Raw genomic sequence first — 21,349 nt, 5'->3', positions numbered from 1 at the left:
TAATGCAAAACTCGAAATAAAAAAACAACAAAACGCACTCGAAAAAATAGCCGTTTAAAAAAATGACTGGTTCTTTACTATAATATAATTCATGAAAATTTCATTCGTTTTTCATGGTAGAAAATTAAATAAGCAGAAAATGGGTGATAAAGCGAATTAGCGACACATGATTAACGTTGATATAACAGCTTTTTTACTTTCAATTGATTTTTTTGAAATCGCTTGTTATTTTTTAAAGTCAAATAATATGCTCTGAAAAAAATTAATCGTTTTTCAGTAATAAAGAAATTTTTTTTAAAAATAACTGGATTTAACATTATACAATACAAAAAGAATCAAGCAAGCAATAATAATTATCAATAAGTTAATTTTGTTGTATGAAGCAGAAGGGAAGATAAGATGAAAAAAAATATTGTTATGTGTGTTGCCGCAATGCTTCTTTTTTCAGGAATAACTTCTCCATTGTCAACCGTCGTGCAGGCAGTGGATGCTGAAAATGACTCAGTCACTCTATCACCCACAACTCAAACAGAAGAGTCGATTGATCAAACCATGCAAAGTGAAGAGACAGTCACACAGACAACAGAATCAGTAAAAGAGGAGGTGAAACAGTCAGAGGCGCAGACACAAGAATCGACGACTGAAGAAAAACACTTTACTTTAACTTTTATGACAGATAGCACTCATTTATTCGAATCAGGAGCGGAAGTTAAAGAACTGACAGTGAAGGAAAACGAAAAATTAGCAAGTAATGATATCCCGAGCTTTGCGGATGATCAACAATTGAACGGTTGGGAAGTTGAAGACAAACTCTATACGAATGAAGAAATCAGCCAATTAACAGTGACGAAGGATCTACAATTAAAAGCAGTATTTAAACAACAGGCGTTCCGCTCTTTGAGAAGTACAGATGCTTCGATCAAAGATACGATTGCTACCGCGGATAAGACGAAAGTACTTGTTGTACCAAATCCCACAGATAGCACGCAAGCTTACCAGACATATGCTGCATCAGATGCCGGAGTAAAAGCGGCATTAAATGATTTGTATCATGCGGGCAATATGCAAGATTACGTCATGTATATTGGATCAAACGTCACATTAACAGCTGCAACAGTCGCTAACAATATTCCAAGTACGGTCGATGCAACTAATGCTACGTTTGCCTCATTAAAAGATAAAGTAAATAAACTAGTGATCACTGGCCATTCAGATGATCCAATCACACAAGATTTAACGGTACCATCTGGTGCAAAAACACTTGCTTTTACTGCGAATGCTTACTTTGGTTCAACGATTACTTTACGAAATATTAGCTATACCGGCTCTTACTTCTATATGAATGGACACAGCTTGAATTTGAATGGGGGAGCAAACGGTAATGGTATTTCAATCTATGGTGGAACCAATTCAGGAGATGTCGTAGGGAATCCGGTAATCACCATCAATACGACAGGTTCTTATACATGGAATATCTTTGGTGGTAATCAAAATGGCGGCACGCTGAAAGGGAATACGAGTATCGTTATCAACAATACGAATAATGGGGGAATCAATACATTAGCAGGAGGAGCTAATATTGGTACCGTTGATGGAAACGTCTCTACGATTATCAATAATGCGGGTGGACGAATCACGAATTTGTACGGTGGTGGAAATGGAACCAGTGCGACCAATACAGCAAATGTTACGGGCACTGTATCTACAACTATCGGGATTACAAATAGTGCAACAGGGTTTCAATTAAGTACCTTTTATGGTGGTGTCATCTACGGGAATATTGGTGGAAAAGTAACCAATAACATTTCAGGTTATGGTCGTTGGTACGGCGCAGGGGAACGATTCATCGGTGGGTCCTCTCGAGGAAATATCGGAACCAATCGTTCAACTGACGGAATCGAAACAAATTTGGATAGTAGTTTATACAGTGCTGGACGGGCAGAATTTGAAGGCGGCAATCGTTATACCGGTACGGTCACTGGGAATATCACGAATACGGTCAAAGCAGGAACCCCATCTGCCGGTGGAATCAATGACTTCAATGGGGGCGCCGGCAATAACGTGGTTAAATTCAATAAAAGTGGGATTGGGGCATCAAATGAAACAACCTATGATGCGTATACACCACAACAAAGAGCGGATTTAGCCAAAGCTGCAGCAGAGTTCAAAGTCTTCGGTAACATCACCTCAAAATTAGTCAGTGGTTCATTCAATAATGGTGCAATTTGGACAACAGCAGCAGGTCGCGGTGGCTACATCGAAGGTAACACAACGATTGAAGTTGGAACGGCTAATGCAGATGGTTCAATCGGCGGAGCTGGCTTTGCCTATTCCGGATCAATGCCAACCGATTTAGCCTATTCGACCACGAAGAAAAATCGTGGGGAAGCTTCTGGTTGGGACGTTGTAGGTGGAGGTGGTTATCCTGCTTCAAATGATACATGGGACATCTATATTAAAGGAGATACACAAACAGTATTAAATAATACTGTAGCGCGATGGACTTATGGTGGTTCTTATTCAGGGGTTATTGAAGGAAATAGCTCAAACATATTAAATGGTGGAATCGCTGATACGTTAGAAGGTACAGGCTATGCAGGTACACGTGTGTATGGTAACGGACAAACCATCGTCAATGATGGTCAAGTAGACTGGTTCTTATCTGGTGGCGGATGGGATGACAAAAAAATTGTCGGAAACGTAGGAGTGACCGTTTATGAAGGCGTCATTAATGCTTCAATGGGTGCATCCTATGGCGCAAGTGGTGGACATACTGTCACTGGAAATTCAGATAATCGCATCTATGGTGGGAACTTCTCTGGTACTCCACGAACTGGTTCTAATGGCTTTTCTGGTGGTATCACAAACTATGGGTCACTACTTGGAAATGCTAGTTTACTCATCGATTTACGAAACTATGACGGTGAATTCAAGTTGCCAGGTAATACGTATATCACAGGTGGACGACCATATGGACAAAACACGAATTTGGGGACATCTGCAGACAATACGATTACGTTGAATATCTTTACCAAACCAGGTGTGGATTCATTAAATGGTGCGAGCATTTATGGGGATGGTGGTAGTAATGCTGCGTACACCAAAAATGGCTCGATCCAGATGAATATCCAAGCGGAGGGTTCTAGTATTGGTAATCTGTATGCTACACAGTATTCCAATATCAGCAGTGGGAAAATTTTGCGTAATGTTACTGCTAATGTTCAAGGAGCGGTCAGCATCAACGGTTTATCCGGTGGTTCAGCGAGTGATAACTTTACGAATACGATCGCTAGTGCTAGTACAAACAAAGTCGTGTTCAATTTTGGTGAGACTGTCGATGGTACAAACAACTATCAAACTGATCTAATCAATCTTACTGGACTAGGCATCGTCAATTTCACCGAATTAAATGTAACAAACGGATTGAAATTAATGGCAAATGGCGGAAATATCAAAAATGGTTTATCTGCGACTGCTGCCAATCATGCAACAACCTATCATTCATTTGGGGACATCCATCTGTCAAAAAATGCTGGGATCGGCGTTTCAACTTCTAGTAACTTAATTTCAGCAGCTAAGTTAACTATAGAGGATGAAGCCACTTTAGAAACGATTCCTGGAACAGGAAAAGTCAATATTTCAGATGTCGAGTTTCCTGATCCTGCAAAAGATGAATTAGTCTGGATCAAGTCAACTACTGGAGATTCAGCAACGCAAGTAGATAGTACCGGTACATGGTTCGGTGCAAATAAAGCCTATCAAGTTTTGACAATCAATCCAACGATTGCCAATGCAACAAAGCTAACACCTTTGAATTTCAGAGGAACTGAAAAAGCAACTGGGAAAAGCTTCATCGGAGATAACGATGTCTCAAAATCCGGTAGTGGTTATGGTATCGCCATACCTGGTTCAGTTATCGATTATGAAGTAGAAAATCCTGGGATCGCTCAAGGCAAAGGAAGTATTTTTCATGACGTCAGTGAAGTGAAAGAAGGAAATGCGCCATTAGTCCTGAATGCATGGGGAACAGAAACTGCAGGTACAAAAGTTCAAAAAGGACGCTTGGTGATTCCATCAGGAAAAGGTATCACACCAAAATTAAGCTTTGAACCAGAAACACAAACAACTGGTTCATGGTTGTACCAAGCAGAAATCATCAGTTCAAAAAAAGGAGATACCCCGACAACGATTGCTGAACAAAAGGATTCTTCAACGATCGATTGGCAATCGCCAGATAGCGAATACAGTTATGAAGTCAAAGTGAAGTATTCGAATGCAGCTGAGCTTTCTGCTAAAAATGTGATCATTTCTGAAAAAGAAGCACAAGATTTAGTCGATAAACAATCGATTTTAACATTGATGGAGGCGAAGGGACGTCCATTCTTTACGGATTCGATCACCGCTGATGTGATGGACGAGATCAAGCAACCACTAGCTGCAGATGAAGTTTCCAGAAAACATGTCATTGATTACAAAGTCGGTACGACAGGGAATGAAAAGGAACAACAAGCAAACTTGATTGTTGTAAAAAATGAAGCAACGATTTCGACGGATCGCAGTTTTGCAGTCTATGCAAAAGATGTTCGGATGAGTTTATCTGATGCCAATGGGTTGACGTCTCAACAAGAGTTGAATCAACGAACACTGGCACAAGTGATCTTAGCCGATGGCAGTGCGAATCAAGTACCAACGTTGACAGACGCAACGTTTTCAGCAATCAAGAATGCGACAGAAGCGGAAGTTTTAAAAAATGTTTCAACGACGTATAGCTATCAACTAAATGGAATAACAACTGAAAAAACAATCAATGTAGCAATTACAGGGACATTAGAGCTTAAAGAAGTACCAAATACGATGAATTTCGAGACACAAAAAGTTAAGACAACGACTCAAACGTATTGGCCATTGATCGAAGGTGATTTGATCGTGAAAGATACAAGAGGTTCTGAACGGGATAGTTGGCAATTGACAGTCACTGAAAAACAACCTTTGACTTCGGGGACAACCCAACTTTCTAATACACTTTCATTTACAGACGGTACAAAGAATACCGTACTCGGCCCCAATGCAGTGATCGTGGAAGAGAAGACACTGACGACAAATGGTGAATATCTTGTCAATCAAGAGTGGGGACAAACGAACAACAAAGGAATCAAGTTAACTGTTCCTCCGGAAAAACAAAAAGTCGGAAGTTATCAAGGAACATTATCATGGTCATTGGTTGCAGCACCTGGTAACCCATAGAAAACACGACGATAGAGAATAGGTGGGAAAGATGAAGAAAAAAAGGTGGAAGATCCTTGTGTTGTTAGGACTTCTTTTTACTCAAACGCCAATTGGTCTAGCCGATGAAGAGCAATCGTTCAAAAGTGAGGGTGTTACAGGATTTTATGGCACCTATGAATATCCTGAAGCAGGAAGTAGCAGTTCCAAAGAAGGGGTGGGTGAGCCAACTTCCCCCAGCTCTACTCAAGAGGATCAAACGTCCTCTGAAAAAAATGGAGCAACTGTGGAACAGCAAGAGGCGATACAAGGGGATAGCAAACAGTTACCAAAAACTGGAGAATACAGAAGTAAACAATTTACGATTATTGGAAGTTTCCTTCTTTTGATCGTATTGATAATTATTGTTATAAAAAGGAGAAGAAGAGAAAAATGAAAAAGACAACGTTGTTAACAGCTGGAATTATTTTATTTAGTACACTAGTAGGAACAAGCACAGTATTTGCTGCGGATGAAACTGCAAGCTATGAGACAAATGGAGTGATCGCATTTGAAGCAGATACCGATCCAACAAACCCGGTTGATCCAACTGATCCAACAAGTCCGGTAGAACCAGTAGATCCAACTGATCCAAATGGACCAAATCCAGGGACGAACGGACCATTATCAATTGATTTTGCTTCAAGCTTCCAATTTGGGAAACAAAAAATCACTACTGTCACAAAAGACTACTATGCACAGATCCAAACATTCAAAGATGGAACAGACGGACCAAACTACGTCCAAGTAACAGACAAACGTGGAACACAAGAAGGATGGAGCTTATCTGTCAAGCAAGACAGTCAATTCAAAACTGCTGCTGATGAAGAGTTATCTGGTGCAGTACTATCCTTAAGTAACGGTGCAAGTGCATCGATCATGGATGATCAATACAAACCAGATCTAGTAACACAAAACACATTGACTCCTGGAAGCGAATCAGTCTTGATGACTGCTGACGCGGGTAAAGGCATGGGAACTTGGATCTACAAATTTGGTACGGATGCCACACAAGGCGAAACTGCTGTAAAACTTAACGTACCAGGTAAAACGGTCAAATTAGCGAAAGAGTATAGCACCACATTGACATGGAGCCTTAAATCTACTCCAGCACCATAAAAGAAAAAGGCAGAAAATGAATCACTTTGGGGGATCGTATGAAAAAAACAGTAAGTGGTTTAATGATCATTAGTCTTTTGACAGGAGTTACGGTTACCGTCCAAGCAGTCGATCAAGCAAAGTATACAAGTAACGGTACGGTCAATTTTATACCTGATACGGAACCAACCGATCCAGTCAATCCAATCGACCCTGATCCAGACAAACCGGTTCATCCAACTAATCCAGATGGAACCGACCCAGAACCAGGTACAAAAGGACCACTATCGATCGACTTTGCTTCAAGTTTTGATTTCGGCATGAATAAGATATCGAATAAAACAGAAACCTATTATGCCAAAGCACAGACTTATGTAAATGACGATGGCACATTTTCGGATCTAGTCACACCAGATTATGTCCAAGTGTCTGATCACCGAGGAAATAATGCTGGTTGGACATTGAAAGTATGTCAAAACGGTCAATTTAAGAACGATGACACATTAAACAACACGTTGACTGGCGCGGTAATCGAATTGCAAGATCCGGTAGTCAAATCAAATGCAGAGGGTGTGGCTGCACCGACTGCGACCACTGAAATCGCCTTAGATCCAAACGGTGCAGAATCGATTGTTCTAAGTGCAGGACAAGATGCAGGTTCTGGCACGTGGATCGAAGCGTGGGGGGATAAAGTGGAGACAATCACAATGAAAGACCCAAAAAATAAAGACGTATCCTCAATGGTTACAAAAAGTGTTTCATTGACCATCCCGGGTAAAACGCCGAAAGATGCAGTCACGTACTCAACAACATTAACTTGGAATCTATCTGATACACCAGGAAATTAAGAATGGAGAAAATAAAAATGAAAAAATCACCAATGATCTTATTATCAACAATGTTATTAGGCGGAGTATTTAGCACAGTTAGCGTAGCAGCAGCTGATGGTGGAGAGTATACTTCAAATGGTGTCATCAATTATGTGCCAAATACAGAGACGACTGATCCAGTTGATCCACTTGATCCAGAACAACCAGTGACGCCAGTTGATCCAACAAATCCTGATGGTAAGCCAAATCCAGGTACAAATGGACCATTGTCGATCGACTTTGCTTCAAGTCTAGTCTTCGGTGAACAAAAAATCACGTCTAAAACGCAAACATACTATGCTGCAGCACAAAAATATAAAGATGCAAGTGATGTTGAAAAAGAAGGACCAAACTTTGTTCAAGTATCTGACAACCGCGGAACTGAAACAGGTTGGACATTGAAAGTAAAACAAAATGCACAATTCAAAACAGCGGAAGACCAAGAATTGACAGGTGCAAAAATCACATTATCAAATGGTAATGTCGTGACTGGTTCACAATCAGCAAAACCAACAGGCGTTGCAACTTTCAGCTTAGATCCAAGTGGTAGTGAATCATTAGTGATGAGTGCGAAAAATGGTGAAGGTGCTGGAACGTATTTGATGGATTGGGGAAATTCAGTGGATACCGCGAAAAATAGTATTGCACTAGAAGTACCAGGTTCAACGACAAAATACGCAAAAGCTTATCAAACAACGTTCACTTGGACGTTAACAGATGCGCCAGGAAACTAATCGAATACAATCTGGTCAAGGCAAAAATGAAAGAACTTTTTGTCTTGACCTCAAAAAAATTGGTGCAACGCAGTGATATTAGTTACCTTTGAAGGGATAGAACGCTTCTGTCATAGCCTCGCCAACATCTAATTTATCAGGGAGTTAAAAATATTATGAAAAAAAGATTTATCCTTATTGTCAGCCTCATTGTTGCCATGCTAAGTATGGTTCCAGTCCAATCAACTTTTGCATCAGAATTTAATTTTGCGGTTACCCCAGTGATTCCTGAAAATCAAATCGATAAAGAAAAAACATATTTCGATCTATTGATGGAACCTGACAAACAACAAACAATCGAAGTCCAATTACGCAATGACACAGACAACGACATCACGATCGAAACCACGATCAACAGTGCAACAACTAATTTGAATGGTGTGGTGGAGTATGGTGAAAATAAAATTGAACCCGATAATAGTTTGGTTTACAATTTAAAAGATTATGCGAAAGCAGAGCCAGAAGTGACGTTACCAAAACATTCGGAAGTGACAGTGCCAATCACAGTCACGATGCCAGCAGAAAAATTTGATGGTGTCATGGCAGGCGGGATCACTTTTAAAGAAAAAACGGATGACACTCAGGACTCTTCTTCCGAAGATAAAGGATTAGCCATCAAAAATGAGTACTCTTACGTAGTTGCATTATTGATCCGTCAAAATATGACAGCGATTAAGCCTGATCTCAAAGCAACGAAAGTGGAACCCGCACAAGTCAATGCGAGAAATGTGATCAATATACATTTGCAAAACCCTCAAGCGGTTTACTTGAATCAATTGAATGTAGCAACAACGATCACGAAAAAAGGATCAGCTGAAGTGCTGTACGAAAGCCAAGCCGAAAGTATGCAAATGGCGCCAAATTCTCACTTTGCTTACCCCATTTCTTTAAATGGTGAAAAGTTGGAAGCAGGGAAGTATACGATGAAGATGACTGCTTACGGCGAAAAAGCTGAAGATGGAGAATACAAAGTCAAAACTTCTAATGGCTCTGAGGAAACCTATAAATATAAATGGGAATTTGAAAAAGACTTTGAAATCAAAGGCGAAGTTGCTAGGGAATTAAACGAAAAAGATGTGACGATCGAACAAGACAATACTTGGATCTATCTATTATTCGGTATCCTATTATTATTGATTCTTTTACTTCTATTTATTTTTTGGAAAAGAAAAAAACAAAAAGATGAAGACGAATCTGAAAATAAATAATATCAATCCCTGATAAAAAAACGTCTGACTGATCAAATAAATAAGATCAGTCAGACAATTTTTGCTTGGAAACGTATGGTTTCACTTACTTAAAATGTCTAATAAAAAAAGGGGGAGAAAAGTGAAAAGACAAAAAATCGCCATATTAGGAACACTTTTGTTCGCGGCAGTCTATTTTGAATCTTCCAACTATATATATGCAGAAACGATCATTTATGATCCGTTGAATCCAACAGAAGAAATCCAAATTCAACCAGTTACTCCCCAACGTCCTGTAACGGATGAGAAAGAAGCAGAGGTTGAACACACCGAACAATCACAAGATACTGCAATTATAAATAACGAAAAGCAGAAAGTTGAAGAACAACCACCAGCCGAATTACCGTATCAAGATTCTTCAATTCCAAAAAAAAAGCGACCAAACAAAACAAAATTATTAGATAACCAGGGCGATATAATTAGCCAGATTGCTAGTACATCACGTAAAATAACCTTAGATGATCAATTTTTTTCTGATGATCACTCTCATAGCCAAGTGATGTTGCCACAGTCGAGTGGTTCTGGTTCTGCTAGTTCAGATAATAGTCAGATGGCAGCAATGAGCTACTTATTTTCAGGTACGATACTCTATGGAGAAAAACCAGAAGGTAGAGGAAATCAAAATGTTCAAACTATTTTTAGATAAGCCAGCGCAACGAAAGTTAGAGTTGCTACGTTATTTGGAAACAAAGCCACTTTTAATTGAAAATCATGAAAAAGTGCTGGAAGAATTGGATATCTCTTATTTTTTGCTGAATAAGTCAATGGAAGAATTGTCACATGATTTTGTGGACTATGGGCTAACGGATGAATTTCAACTGTTTTTCGAAGGAAATAACGTCCGACTGATTGAGAGTGGTCGAGGGAATTCGACAATTTTAGGTGAAATGTATGTCCGCCATTCCTTTGGTTTTTTGATGTTACAAGAAATATTTTTTGAAACGTTCGAATCTGTCAATGACTATGCGATCAAGAATTATATCAGTCATCCCCTCGTCTACCAAAAGCTGAAAGACATGCGTACGAGATTAGCAGACAAAGAACTTACAGTCACAAAAAAATTCTTACTAAGTGGGGAAGAAGGCTCTGTACGTGGATTGGTGACGTTTTATTTCACCAAATTATACGGACGGGCTTATTCGGTTTATCCAACAGAGATCACGAAACCAGTGGAAGAATTGATTCGGTTGCTTGAACCGAAATTCGCTGCTTCTTTTACAGGTTTTAGTGAAACAAAACTCCAACATTTTCTTTCAGTCAGCTTGATTCGAATAAAGCAAGGTTGGCGAATGTCCGAGAATAAAAAAAGTCAATTGACATTCAATAAAAAAATGTTAGAAACTAATGATTTCTTTCGAAGCATATTTTCTTGGCTTGAAAAAGAGGCAAAGATCGATACGGAAAAAGAGCTATATAGCGAAGCGCAACAGATTTTTGCTTATCTTGTTGTCGAAGGCGCAATCAATGAGCCGGAACTTATTGAGGGAGTGACACTAAAGGAAATACTTGCCTTGAATGACTTATTTCTTGAAGAACTTGGACAAGCATTTATTCTCTCAGAGAATCAGCTAAAAGAAATCAGAAGACAGCTGACGGTCTTGCATTTGAAGATCAAATATTTCAAAGAAGAAAATATTGATGACAATAACAACCTGGATGTCACTTATTTTTATGAAATGTATCCAGAATATTTTTTGTTTTGCAGAGATTACATCAAAAAACAAAAAAAGAACAAGCAAATTTGGCTCGCAAAAGAATTTTTATTTTTTCATTATGTGTTAGTGATGATGGATATATTACCCATCGATCAACAATTGAAACCGCTCCGTATTTGCATTGATTTTTCCTTTGGACCACAATTTAATGCGTTGATCAAAAATAATATCCAGAAAATCTCTGACTTGAATATCATCTACCAAACGAAGGCAGATGATGAAACAGATCTACTTTTGACAGATAAAGAAATCTGTTCTTTTGGAGACTTGTTCCAAATCATTTGGTTAGTTCCTCCAAGGGCAGTCGATTGGGCTAATTTTACGAATCAATTATTAAAGATTCGTAGAAATAAAATAACTAAAATGAATCCGAATAATTGAGTACGGAGGGTGAGTGTAATTATTACTCATAACAAAAATGCTTGAGATCCCATTGGTTTGAATGAAAAAACATGATACACTACAGATATTGTTTTTTTGAAAGGATCAGTGGATATGAAGGGTGCAATATTTGACTTAGATGGACTATTAGTTGATACAGAAAGAACTTATCGTGACGGTTGGCTATGGGGATTCAAGCAATTTGATATCGAAATACCTCAAGAAATCGTTGATACATGGGGTGGAAAAAATTGGAAACAAAGCTATGATTTGTTGATCAAAATGGCGGGAACACCGGAAATGGTACAAAAGGTTCGCGAAAAACGAGAAGAATATTTTTATCAACAACTGCATAGTGGCGCTATCCAATTAAAACCTCATGCAAAAGAAGTATTGAAAGAATTGAATGACCAAAAACTCATTCTTGGTCTCGCAACGACGACGGTAACAAAACGAGCAAACAATATTTTGGATCAATTTTCTTTGAAGCCTTATTTTCATACATATACCTTTGGGGATGAAGTGTCTGAAAATAAACCTTCACCAATTCCTTATCTAACTGCGCTAGAGCGGTCGGGATTGACAGCGTCAGAAGCCTTTGCAGTGGAAGATTCTTTGGTTGGTGCGACCGCCGCATCACGAGCAGGAATGGGTGTTGTTTTGATTCCAGATTCAAGCTTTGATCGGGCTTATACCGAAAGAGAAAAAGCAGATTTATCGATCTTAGCAGAAGGTACCGATCTTTTGATCGTGTTGGAGATGTTAGAAAAACAAAAAGGAAAAAAATAAACGGCTGGAAATCCAGTGCCACCAACGATTTTTTTATTGATCAATCGACTGAGTGCATATTTTTTTAAATTTCTTGCTTGACTTTTTGTTTTCACTTAGATAAAGTGTTCTCAACAACAAAATATGGATTCGTTGATAAGGAAAGTAAACTTGGAAACTTCAAAGAGAGGCTCTGGTTGGTGGAAAGAGTCAAGTAAGAAAAGTTGAAAAATGGCCTTGGAGAATAACTTGTCGATAAGTAGGCAAGTTCGGAAATGTCTGACCGTTAAAACGGACAACCAATCTCTCGTCAAGAGATGTTGGATCGAGGGAAGGAAACTTCCGAATAAAGGTGGTACCACGATACGTCGTCCTTTTATCAGTAGATTTATGCTGATAAAAGGATTTTTTTTATATTTTTTGCGTTGAAATAGTAAGTACAAATACAAAAACCTTTAACAGAGAGCTTCGGTAGCTGAGAAGAAGCAAGGCGGCATGTTTGGAAAATGGCTATTGAGCAATTCACCCCGAGCAAAATTGTGAGACGGTGACGGTCGCAACCGTTAGCTTGCTAGAGTATGATTGTACTCGAAGAGGAGTTACATGTAAGTGTAACTTGAACATGAGGTGGTAACACGCAAAAAGGCGTCCTCAAGAAAGTGATGAGTCATTTTCTTGAGGATGCCTTTTTTTATCGTCAAACCGAAGGAGGAGTAAAAATGATTGAATTACAAGCAATAAATGTTTCTTTCCAACAAAAAGAAAAGACGATCCAGGCAGTGAAACAGGTGGATCTTTCGATTGCTAAAGGGGATGTTTACGGAATCGTAGGTTATTCAGGTGCTGGGAAAAGTACGCTGGTTCGTGTCATGAACCTGTTACAAAAACCAACAAGTGGCAAAGTCATCATCAATGGAACAGAGCTAGGAAAACTATCCCCGAAAGAATTACGAAAAGAACGAAAATCGATCGGGATGATTTTTCAACATTTTCACCTAATGGAAAGTCGCACGATTTTTGACAACGTCGATTTCTCGTTGAAATATACGAAAAAATCGAAACAGGAGCGTCGTCAAAAAGTTAATGAGCTTTTAACATTAGTCGGGTTAGAAGAAAAAGCTACTGCGTATCCAAAACAACTTTCAGGAGGACAAAAGCAAAGAGTTGCTATCGCTCGTGCATTAGCCAGTGATCCGCAAGTATTACTTTGTGATGAGGCAACGAGTGCCTTAGATCCAAAAACGACCCATCAGATTTTAGCTTTATTGAAAAAACTGAATCAGCAATTAGGATTGACAATCGTTTTGATCACACATGAGATGCAAGTCGTTAAAGAAATCTGCAACAAAGTAGCTGTGATGGAAAACGGGGAAGTGATCGAACAGGGAAGTAGCGTTCAGATTTTCAGTGCACCAAAAGAAGTTTTGACGCAAGAGTTTATCCGAACAGCCACCCACGTTGACCAAGCATTAGAAACGATTCGCTCGCATCGTGCTTTTGCAGATCAGTTGACCAATAAATGGTTAGTGGAATTGAGTTATGTGGGCACACAAACGAATGAACCGTTGATCGCACAACTTTATAGCAAATACCAAGTCAGTGCGAATATTTTATACGGCAATGTAGAACTATTACAAGAAACCCCATTAGGACGATTGATCGTTACTTTATCAGGAGAGATCCATCAACGAGAAAAAGCCTTGGCTTATCTTATTGAATCCGGTGTACAAGCAACGATTTTACAAAAAAATGGCGCAAGTAAGGAAATGAAAGTGATTCAAGGAGGACGCTGATATGACCCATTTCTTAGAAACCTATTTACCTAATGTCTATTTGATACCCGATGAATTTATTGAAGCGACGAAACAAACGTTGTATATGTCTTTTTGGACCGCGTTGATCGGAGGTGCGATCGGTCTTGGTTTTGGGATCGTATTGGTTGTGACACGGCCCCAAGGATTGCTTGAAAATCGCTTGCTTTATGAGGTGCTAGACAAGGTCATCAATGTTGTCCGCTCGATTCCCTTTATCATTTTACTTTCTTTACTGGCATTGACGACTCGCTTTTTAGTCGGTACTACGATCGGCGCGAAAGCTGCTTTAGTCCCTTTGATCTTTGGTGTTGTGCCATTTTTCGCTCGACAAGTGGAAAATGCGTTGTTAGAAGTAGATCCTGGAGTGATTGAAGCAGCCGAATCTATGGGAACCAGTCCAATAGGGATCGTTTTTAGAGTCTATTTGATCGAAGGCTTGCCAGGGATCATTCGTGTCTCTGCATTGACGATCATCAATGTCATTGGCTTGACTGCTATGGCAGGAGCAGTTGGGGCAGGAGGATTAGGAAACCTAGCTATTTCTCGTGGGTATAATCGTTTTCAAACAGACGTGACTATCGTCGCCACTTTGTTGATCTTGATCCTTGTTTTCTTAAGTCAATGGATCAGCAATTTATTGATCAAAAAAATATCACATTAAACTGGAGGAATCATCATGAAAAAACTCATTCGTTATACAGTACTTGCTTTTGTTGCACTTATTTGGTTGGCTGGCTGTAGCCAAGGCAATGCCGAAACAGACACAAAAAAACAAACGACAGTAAAACTTGGGATTATTGGAGAGGACACTGACGTTTGGGATGATGTCAAGGCACGTTTAGCAAAAGAAGATATTGACTTAGAATACGTGAAATTTACCGACTATAATCAACCGAATGCTGCATTAGCAGATGGCTCGATCGATCTCAATGCTTTTCAACATCAATTCTTTTTAGACAATTACAATACGGAACACGGAACGGATCTAGTCTCGATCGGCAACACAGTGAATGCACCTTTAGGGATCTATTCCAATACGATCCAATCCATTGATGATATCAAGGATGGCGCAAAAGTAGCTATTCCAAACGACGTCACAAATGGCGGACGGGCGTTGCTATTGCTACAAACAGCTGGTTTGATCAAAGTTGATCCAGCGAAAGGCCAAACGCCGACTACTTCAGATATCACTGAAAATACAAAAAACCTAGACATCTCTGAACTGGATGCCTCACAAACAGCTCGTGCATTGAATGACGTGGATCTTTCAGTGATTAACAGTGGTGTGGCAGTCGATGCAGGATTGAACCCAACGAGTGATGCTATCTTTTTAGAACCTGTCGATGACAGTGCCAGACCATATGTCAACATCATTGTAGCAAGAAAAGAAGATGAAAATAACGAAATCTATCAAAAGATCGTTGACACCTATCAAACGGAAGAAACAGCAAAAGTGATCGAAGAAACATCAAAAGGATCAAGCGTACCTGCCTGGGAAACATTTGGTGAAAAATAAAAAGCAAACTGGAGGAAGCCAATATGACAACATCTACTTTAACAACACATTCTTTTAAGGAAGCAATCCAGCAACGATTAGCTGAATATCAAGCATTAGCACTAGATATCCATGACCATCCTGAGGTAAGTAATTATGAGTTTTATTCCTCAGATGCTTTGATCAAACAATTAGAAAAAGAAGGATTTTCTGTCACAAAAGATGTTGCTGGTCATCGAACAGGATTTGATGCTCGTTACGCTTCAGGAAAACCAGGACCAACGATTGCTTTTTTAGCAGAATTTGACGCTTTACCAGGAATCGGTCATGCTTGTGGACACAACTTGTTTGGTACGTATTCTGTCTTAGCTGCCAGTGTATTGCGCGAACGAATTGCTGAGATTGGTGGAGAGATTCGGGTATATGGCACACCTGGAGAAGAGGGAGGCGAAAACGGATCAGCTAAAGGAAGTTTTGTACGGGAAGGCTTCTTTGAAGATGTGGATGCGGCACTTTGTGTCCATCCCGCATATCGTTACGGCAAAACGACAGAATCATTAGCGAATGACCCGGTGGACATCAAGTTCCATGGTGTTGCTTCCCATGCAGCTGCCGCACCAGATAAAGGAGTGAATGCCTTAGAAGCGTTGATTCAAGTGTTTAATGGAATCAATGCGTTGCGCCTGCAACTGCCAAAAGACGTCAATATCCATGGGATCATCACGGATGGGGGAGTCGCTGCGAATGTGATTCCCGAATACGCAGCAGGTCGATTCTACTTACGAGCAAAAAATCGTCAGACATTGAATGAGGTGTATCAAAAAGTCGAAAATATCGTGAAAGGGGCGGCTTTGAGTACGGGAACAAGTTATGAATTTGGATTGTTCCAAAATTCTGTCGATGATGTGATCGTGACGCCTTCATTTGATGCGCTGTTCTTCAGTCATGCGAATGCAGCAGGTGTACCTGATGAAGAAATCGAAACAAAAGAACAAACAAGTCTAGGTTCTTCTGACGTTGGTAACGTGAGCCATGTGATTCCGACGATCCAACCAACCGTCTCGATTGCTGATGAATATATCGCCGGTCATTCGGAAGAATTTAAAGCAGCTGCTCGTAGTGAAAAAGGACTAGCTTCGATTGCCATTGCTGCTGAACTATTGGCAAATACTGCATTAGATCTATTTGGAAAGCCAGAACTTCTAGATAAAATAAAGCAGGAGCATCAAGCAATCCTTGCAAAAAAATAACGGAAAATGATGGATGGGTGAAAGGACTAGATCGTTATGAATCAAAACATTTGTTTTCAGAAAAAATACATTTAGATTGACAAATTGGACAGATGCAGGTAAACTTCATGAAAGTTCACTTTTCACCCAGTAGTAGTTTTGGTGTTTTGTTCAGAAAGTCGGTGGTTGCTGCGAACCGACCAAGCCAATTCTATGAATTACAGGAAAAGTTTTAACAATTAAATCATTCAAATCAAAGTGAAAAACAGATCTGTTTTTAATTAAGGTGGTACCGCGGAGAAATTCGTCCTTAGTTGAAAACAGATCTTTTTGTCTTTTTTTTAGGGAGGAAACGCAGATGAATTGTGGCGGAGTCATTCGATATCGAAGCTTTTTTAAGACGTAACAAACTTAAAAAGGGAGAATGGATATGGAAAAAATAAAAAAACCTAGTTTTATAGAAGCAGTGAGTGTATTAATAATTATCGTTGCAACGATAGCAGCCGGAGTAGTTGGCTTTAAGATTTCACCGAATATCGCGATTTTGATTGCTATTGGTATGGTCATGGTCTACGCAGTAGTGAAGAAACAGCCAACCGATCGATTACATGAAGGAATCATCAACGGTCTCAAACCGGGGATCATCCCGATCTTTATCTTTATTTTAGTCGGCGCATTGATTGCGGTCTGGATCCAAGCTGGCATCATTCCAACGTTGATGGTCTATGGCTTTAACATCATTAGTGTCCCATGGTTTGTGCCTTCAGTTTTTGTTGTGTGTGCCATTGTCGGCAGTGCAGTCGGTAGTGCCTTTACTGTCATGTCAACCATCGGTATCGCCTTTTTCGGTATCGGCACAACGTTGGGATTGAACCCCGCATTAGTTGTCGGTGCTATTGTTTCTGGGGCAGTTTTTGGAGATAAGATGTCGCCATTATCTGAATCGACAAATCTGGCAGCAGCCATTGTTGATGCGGATCTATTTAAACATATCAAACATATGATGTGGTCAACACTTCCGGCATTTATTGTTTCTTTGATTTTGTTTGCATTTTTAGGACATACAGATAAAGGTGCCAGCTTGACAGAAATCCAAAATGTAACAACTATTTTAGAAAACAACTTTACGATTTCGATCTGGTCTCTAATCCCTTTATTCTTGATGTTGGTTTGTGCTTGGAAAAAAGTTCCAGCGATCTTAACGATCCTGTTGAATATTGCCGTAGCAGTTGGAATGATTTTTATCCAAGATCCAAGCACTTCCTTCTCAGGACTAGCGACAGTCCTCGAATCTGGTTTTCTATCTGAAACAGGAAACACGCAAATCGATGCGTTACTTAGCCGCGGTGGGATCGAAAGTATGATGCCTACAGTTTCCTTGATTATTCTGACGCTTTCATTAGGCGGTTTATTGATCGAATTTGAGTTGATCTCTACAGTTATGGAAGTGGTATCGAAGAAAATGACGACGATACCTAAACTGATTTTTACGACACTAATGACAAGTATTGGTGTCAATCTGTTTATCGGTGAACAGTTCTTATCTGTGATCTTACCAGGAAATGCGTTCAAAGAAACATACAAAAAAGCAGGACTTGATCCAACTGTTTTGAGTCGTACCTTAGAAGATGGAGGGACAGTCATCAATTACCTTATTCCTTGGGGGATTGCCGGTAGTTTTGTTGCCAGCACGTTTGGAATACCAACGATGACCTACTTACCATTCGTATTTTTCAGTTTGCTTTCTCCCGTCTTTTCAATGGTCAGTGCCATTACTGGTTTAGGTATTGCAAAAAATAATGAAAAGCAGGAACAATTGAACGTTGTGAAGGAAACGATATAAACTCAAAAAAATAGTCACCCAATCAGCGGGGGGCTATTTTTTTTTGGATAATCAATGGATTGACTTATCAAGTGAACGTATCGATGAAGTGAAACAACATCTGTTCAAGTGTCGTTGCAAAAAAACGAGGGGGATCTTTTTGGACGAATGGTTCATTCAGGCTCAAAGTTCTCTAAAAAGATTAATAAAAACCAGCTAGAAAGCTCAAAGATCCATCAAGTGATCTCGTATTTTCTAGCTGGTTCATGGAGAAGTTTTAGTTATCTATCTTTACCATCAATCATATCGAAGAAAAAGGCTCATTTTTTATCGTAAAGACATCTTTTTTCTTTTGATAGCTAAAGAAAATCACCGCATATAATAAAGCTGTCAAGACCGTTACACCAATTGAATTTGTCATGAGTATCCCAATCAAGATCAAGCTTAACGCGATCAAAGCAAATAAATTAAAACTTTTGGCTTGCCAAGTGCCTTTCTTCAATGCTAAACGAAAAGCGGCAGCGCTGATCATTAGCCAAATCACGAGTACCGTATAAGAAAGAGAACCGGCTAAGTAACCGAAAAGTTTGTCACCTACGAAATAGGAAAGGATGACCCCTAGATATAGCACGCTGGTACAAAATAATACAGCACGTTGTGGCACATAATGTTTGTTCAACTTTGCCAGTTTCTTGGCGGTGCCTTTTTTGTCTTTCAAACGGAAAAACAAGAGACGAGAAGAAGCATAAACGCCAGAATTGATCGATGAAAAGAGTGCCAAGACAATGACGAAGTTCACGATATCACTAGCAAAAGGGATATTCATCTGTTCAAACACCAAGACGAACGGGCTAACCGCAGAACCAGCTAAAGTATTCCAAGGGAAAAGAATCAGCAATAAGAAAAGCGGAATAATATAGAAGGAAACAATTCGGCCCATGACCCCTTTTATCGCTTTTGGTATGGCTTTTTTAGGATCGTCCGCTTCACTGACAGTAATTGCAATCAATTCTGACCCACCATATGAATAGATAACGACAAGTAATGAACTAACGACCCCTTTTAATCCATGGGGAGTAAAGCCACCGTGATCAGTCAATTGACTTAATGTAGGAAAAATTCCAGTTCCTAACATTTGTTGTCCGACGAGATATAACCCGAAAAGAATCATCAAGATAATGACACTGATCTTCGCAAAAGCCAACCAATATTCGGTTTCAGCAAACAAGCGGACAGAATAAAGATTGATCAGAGTCGTTAAAATAGCTAAAAGTAAGATGAAACACCATGCAGGAACATGCGGAAACCATAATTGTAAGAAGGAAGCTGCTGCTACAGCCTCAGCGATGATATTGATCATCCACATGGAATAATAGACCCAGTCGACGAAATCCGCAGAATGATTACCTAAATAAGGGCGAATCAAGCCAGATAATCCATGTTGTGTATCCCCACCGTCTAAAACTAACTTACCCAGACCACTCATAACAATAAATAAAATACCACCACCGATCAAAAAAGCAAGCAAGACCGCAGGACCAGCGATCCCAATGGCTTCACCACTTCCTTTGAATAAACCAGCACCAATTGCACCACCCAAAGCAAGCATCGTGATGTGTCTGGAGCTTAGCTGTTTTTTTAATTTTGTTTGTTCTGTACTTTCCATCAAAAACCCTCTTTTCTAAAAACATGAATGAAAAAACAAATAGGTTATAAAATAATATTCTCTATAATAACAAATTGTCTGACAATTACAACTATTCTGAAAACTTTTTTGTAATTTTTAATGAAACAATCATAGAACTCTTATCTGTTTTGATAATTATTGTTATATTTCTATAAAAAATAACTTGAAACGAAAGCGTTTCATTCGCTTTTTCCTTTCATGCAGGGCTATTATAAGAGGAAACCCATAATTAATAGGATTGTTTTGAGTAAGTAAAAATAAGGAGTTGATAACTATGAGCCAACACGAACGATTGCTTATAGCGAAAAATAAGGCGTTATATTTTTTCCCATACGTACAAACAATGGACGTCATCTCAGCAAAAGATTTGATGGATGATTTCTTTATGTCATCGTTCCAACAGCAACTCGATCAATATAAACTAATTATTTTTTTAGATTATGGATTTGATGTGGCATTTGCTTCTCGTATTCGACCGTACACAAATGCGAAGATCATCCTCTTCTTTTGGAACCATTTTAAAGAAGAACACCTTCAATTATTGAAGAAAGCAGAAGCAGAACCAGCAATTGATGACATTTACCATTTTGATATTTTAGAAGCAAAAGAGTTAGGGATTAAACACAATAGTTCTTTTTATTCAAAAGAGATGGAATTACCAAAAGCTGAAGTCACGACTGATCTGTTCTTTGGAGCAACTGATAACGGCAGAAAACAACGAGCAGATGATTATCAAGCCGCATTTGAACAGTTAGGTATTTCAACAAACTTTTATATTTTACCAAGTCGTGGAAATGATCAAGAAGGGTATCTGACCTATACAGAATATTTACAAAAGACGAATGGTTCGACCGGTATTTTGGAATTGTTGCGAGAAGGTCAAAGTGGTGTGACTTTACGAACATTTGAATCTATTTTCTTCCAAAAAAAATTAGTCACTGATAACAAAGCGATTTCCGGGTATCGTTTCTACAATCCACAAAATATTTTCTTGTTGGAAGAAAGGAATTTGGATGAACTTCCTGCCTTCTTAGATAGCCCTTATCAAACCGTCGATCGTGAGATCATCGAATTTTTTGATGTAGAAAATTGGTCACAGCGGTTTATCGATTATGATCCTGAAGTATTTTCTATCTATGAATATAGCGGTATTGAAGCACGTTAGATATGATATAGTTAAAGAAAAACA

General features: G+C 39.2%; 16 protein-coding genes and 2 other annotated features. Of the genes, 15 read left to right on the top strand and 1 reads right to left on the bottom strand.

Features of this window, described 5'->3' with window-relative positions; all coding sequences use genetic code 11:
- Positions 1-399 precede the first annotated feature (399 nt).
- From IGJ99_RS10815 to nhaC, 14 genes are all read left to right on the top strand, one after another.
- Positions 400-5,244, top strand: a complete 4,845-nt coding sequence (locus IGJ99_RS10815) for a hypothetical protein (RefSeq protein ID WP_438770824.1) — start codon at positions 400-402, stop codon at positions 5,242-5,244.
- Positions 5,245-5,275: 31 nt separating this feature from the next.
- Positions 5,276-5,659 carry an LPXTG cell wall anchor domain-containing protein gene (locus IGJ99_RS10810; protein WP_349521434.1) on the top strand — a complete coding sequence of 128 codons (384 nt, stop codon included), beginning with the start codon at positions 5,276-5,278 and terminating at the stop codon, positions 5,657-5,659.
- A complete protein-coding gene (locus IGJ99_RS10805; RefSeq protein WP_077151925.1) occupies positions 5,656-6,381 on the top strand; it encodes a WxL domain-containing protein in 726 nt (241 codons plus the stop codon). Before IGJ99_RS10810 ends, IGJ99_RS10805 begins: the two co-directional genes overlap by 4 nt.
- Before the next feature lie 38 nt (positions 6,382-6,419).
- Positions 6,420-7,208 (top strand): WxL domain-containing protein, encoded by a 789-nt coding sequence (locus IGJ99_RS10800; protein WP_438748468.1) that lies wholly within the window; start codon positions 6,420-6,422, stop codon positions 7,206-7,208.
- Between the two features lie 17 nt (positions 7,209-7,225).
- The gene (locus IGJ99_RS10795) at positions 7,226-7,963 is read left to right on the top strand and encodes a WxL domain-containing protein (RefSeq protein ID WP_010734721.1); all 738 of its coding nucleotides are present in this window, start codon (positions 7,226-7,228) and stop codon (positions 7,961-7,963) included.
- Positions 7,964-8,118: 155 nt separating this feature from the next.
- A complete protein-coding gene (locus IGJ99_RS10790; RefSeq protein WP_438770823.1) occupies positions 8,119-9,210 on the top strand; it encodes a DUF916 and DUF3324 domain-containing protein in 1,092 nt (363 codons plus the stop codon).
- Between the two features lie 121 nt (positions 9,211-9,331).
- Positions 9,332-9,895: a hypothetical protein gene (locus IGJ99_RS10785; RefSeq protein WP_104776705.1), complete on the top strand. Its 564-nt coding sequence runs from the start codon at positions 9,332-9,334 to the stop codon at positions 9,893-9,895.
- Positions 9,873-11,345 (top strand): helix-turn-helix domain-containing protein, encoded by a 1,473-nt coding sequence (locus tag IGJ99_RS10780; protein ID WP_010734724.1) that lies wholly within the window; start codon positions 9,873-9,875, stop codon positions 11,343-11,345. The genes IGJ99_RS10785 and IGJ99_RS10780 overlap by 23 nt, the downstream gene beginning before the upstream one ends.
- Before the next feature lie 114 nt (positions 11,346-11,459).
- Entirely contained in the window at positions 11,460-12,134 is a 675-nt protein-coding gene (locus IGJ99_RS10775; RefSeq protein WP_010734725.1) for an HAD family hydrolase, read from the top strand.
- 123 nt (positions 12,135-12,257) lie between these two features.
- Positions 12,258-12,492 (top strand) — a binding site (T-box leader).
- A 37-nt stretch (positions 12,493-12,529) separates the two neighbouring features.
- Positions 12,530-12,769, top strand: a binding site (T-box leader).
- A 63-nt stretch (positions 12,770-12,832) separates the two neighbouring features.
- A complete protein-coding gene (locus IGJ99_RS10770; protein ID WP_010734726.1) occupies positions 12,833-13,906 on the top strand; it encodes a methionine ABC transporter ATP-binding protein in 1,074 nt (357 codons plus the stop codon).
- Between the two features lies 1 nt (position 13,907).
- The gene (locus IGJ99_RS10765) at positions 13,908-14,588 is read left to right on the top strand and encodes a methionine ABC transporter permease (RefSeq protein WP_023520129.1); all 681 of its coding nucleotides are present in this window, start codon (positions 13,908-13,910) and stop codon (positions 14,586-14,588) included.
- A gap of 15 nt (positions 14,589-14,603) precedes the next feature.
- The gene (locus tag IGJ99_RS10760; protein ID WP_153830179.1) at positions 14,604-15,443 is read left to right on the top strand and encodes a MetQ/NlpA family ABC transporter substrate-binding protein; all 840 of its coding nucleotides are present in this window, start codon (positions 14,604-14,606) and stop codon (positions 15,441-15,443) included.
- Between the two features lie 23 nt (positions 15,444-15,466).
- Positions 15,467-16,672, top strand: a complete 1,206-nt coding sequence (locus tag IGJ99_RS10755) for a M20 family metallopeptidase (protein ID WP_010734729.1) — start codon at positions 15,467-15,469, stop codon at positions 16,670-16,672.
- A gap of 409 nt (positions 16,673-17,081) precedes the next feature.
- Positions 17,082-18,494, top strand: a complete 1,413-nt coding sequence (gene nhaC, locus IGJ99_RS10750; protein ID WP_169058938.1) for a Na+/H+ antiporter NhaC — start codon at positions 17,082-17,084, stop codon at positions 18,492-18,494.
- A gap of 280 nt (positions 18,495-18,774) precedes the next feature.
- Here nhaC and IGJ99_RS10745 read toward each other — a convergent pair whose 3' ends face one another.
- Positions 18,775-20,139, bottom strand: coding sequence for an amino acid permease (locus IGJ99_RS10745; protein WP_010734731.1), 1,365 nt, complete (start codon positions 20,137-20,139; stop codon positions 18,775-18,777).
- A gap of 295 nt (positions 20,140-20,434) precedes the next feature.
- Here IGJ99_RS10745 and IGJ99_RS10740 point away from each other — a divergent pair, with 295 nt between their 5' ends.
- Positions 20,435-21,325 carry a hypothetical protein gene (locus IGJ99_RS10740; protein WP_010734732.1) on the top strand — a complete coding sequence of 297 codons (891 nt, stop codon included), beginning with the start codon at positions 20,435-20,437 and terminating at the stop codon, positions 21,323-21,325.
- Positions 21,326-21,349 lie beyond the last annotated feature (24 nt).

Source organism: Enterococcus sp. AZ095b, from assembly GCF_051714725.1.
In the GTDB taxonomy this organism is placed as follows: domain Bacteria; phylum Bacillota; class Bacilli; order Lactobacillales; family Enterococcaceae; genus Enterococcus_B; species Enterococcus_B pernyi.
This window is presented reverse-complemented; position numbering and strand designations above follow the sequence as displayed.

Bases quoted from the DNA above. Each gene is read 5' to 3' on its own strand.
- IGJ99_RS10805 (WP_077151925.1), top strand. From the start codon at position 5,656: ATGAAAAAGACAACGTTGTTAACAGCTGGAATTATTTTATTTAGTACA.
- IGJ99_RS10770 (WP_010734726.1), top strand. From the start codon at position 12,833: ATGATTGAATTACAAGCAATAAATGTTTCTTTCCAACAAAAAGAAAAG.
- IGJ99_RS10790 (WP_438770823.1), top strand. From the start codon at position 8,119: ATGAAAAAAAGATTTATCCTTATTGTCAGCCTCATTGTTGCCATGCTA.
- IGJ99_RS10745 (WP_010734731.1), bottom strand. From the start codon at position 20,139: ATGGAAAGTACAGAACAAACAAAATTAAAAAAACAGCTAAGCTCCAGA.
- IGJ99_RS10755 (WP_010734729.1), top strand. From the start codon at position 15,467: ATGACAACATCTACTTTAACAACACATTCTTTTAAGGAAGCAATCCAG.
- IGJ99_RS10815 (WP_438770824.1), top strand. From the start codon at position 400: ATGAAAAAAAATATTGTTATGTGTGTTGCCGCAATGCTTCTTTTTTCA.
- IGJ99_RS10810 (WP_349521434.1), top strand. From the start codon at position 5,276: ATGAAGAAAAAAAGGTGGAAGATCCTTGTGTTGTTAGGACTTCTTTTT.
- IGJ99_RS10775 (WP_010734725.1), top strand. From the start codon at position 11,460: ATGAAGGGTGCAATATTTGACTTAGATGGACTATTAGTTGATACAGAA.
- IGJ99_RS10800 (WP_438748468.1), top strand. From the start codon at position 6,420: ATGAAAAAAACAGTAAGTGGTTTAATGATCATTAGTCTTTTGACAGGA.
- IGJ99_RS10765 (WP_023520129.1), top strand. From the start codon at position 13,908: ATGACCCATTTCTTAGAAACCTATTTACCTAATGTCTATTTGATACCC.
- IGJ99_RS10760 (WP_153830179.1), top strand. From the start codon at position 14,604: ATGAAAAAACTCATTCGTTATACAGTACTTGCTTTTGTTGCACTTATT.
- IGJ99_RS10740 (WP_010734732.1), top strand. From the start codon at position 20,435: ATGAGCCAACACGAACGATTGCTTATAGCGAAAAATAAGGCGTTATAT.
- nhaC (WP_169058938.1), top strand. From the start codon at position 17,082: ATGGAAAAAATAAAAAAACCTAGTTTTATAGAAGCAGTGAGTGTATTA.
- IGJ99_RS10795 (WP_010734721.1), top strand. From the start codon at position 7,226: ATGAAAAAATCACCAATGATCTTATTATCAACAATGTTATTAGGCGGA.
- IGJ99_RS10780 (WP_010734724.1), top strand. From the start codon at position 9,873: ATGTTCAAACTATTTTTAGATAAGCCAGCGCAACGAAAGTTAGAGTTG.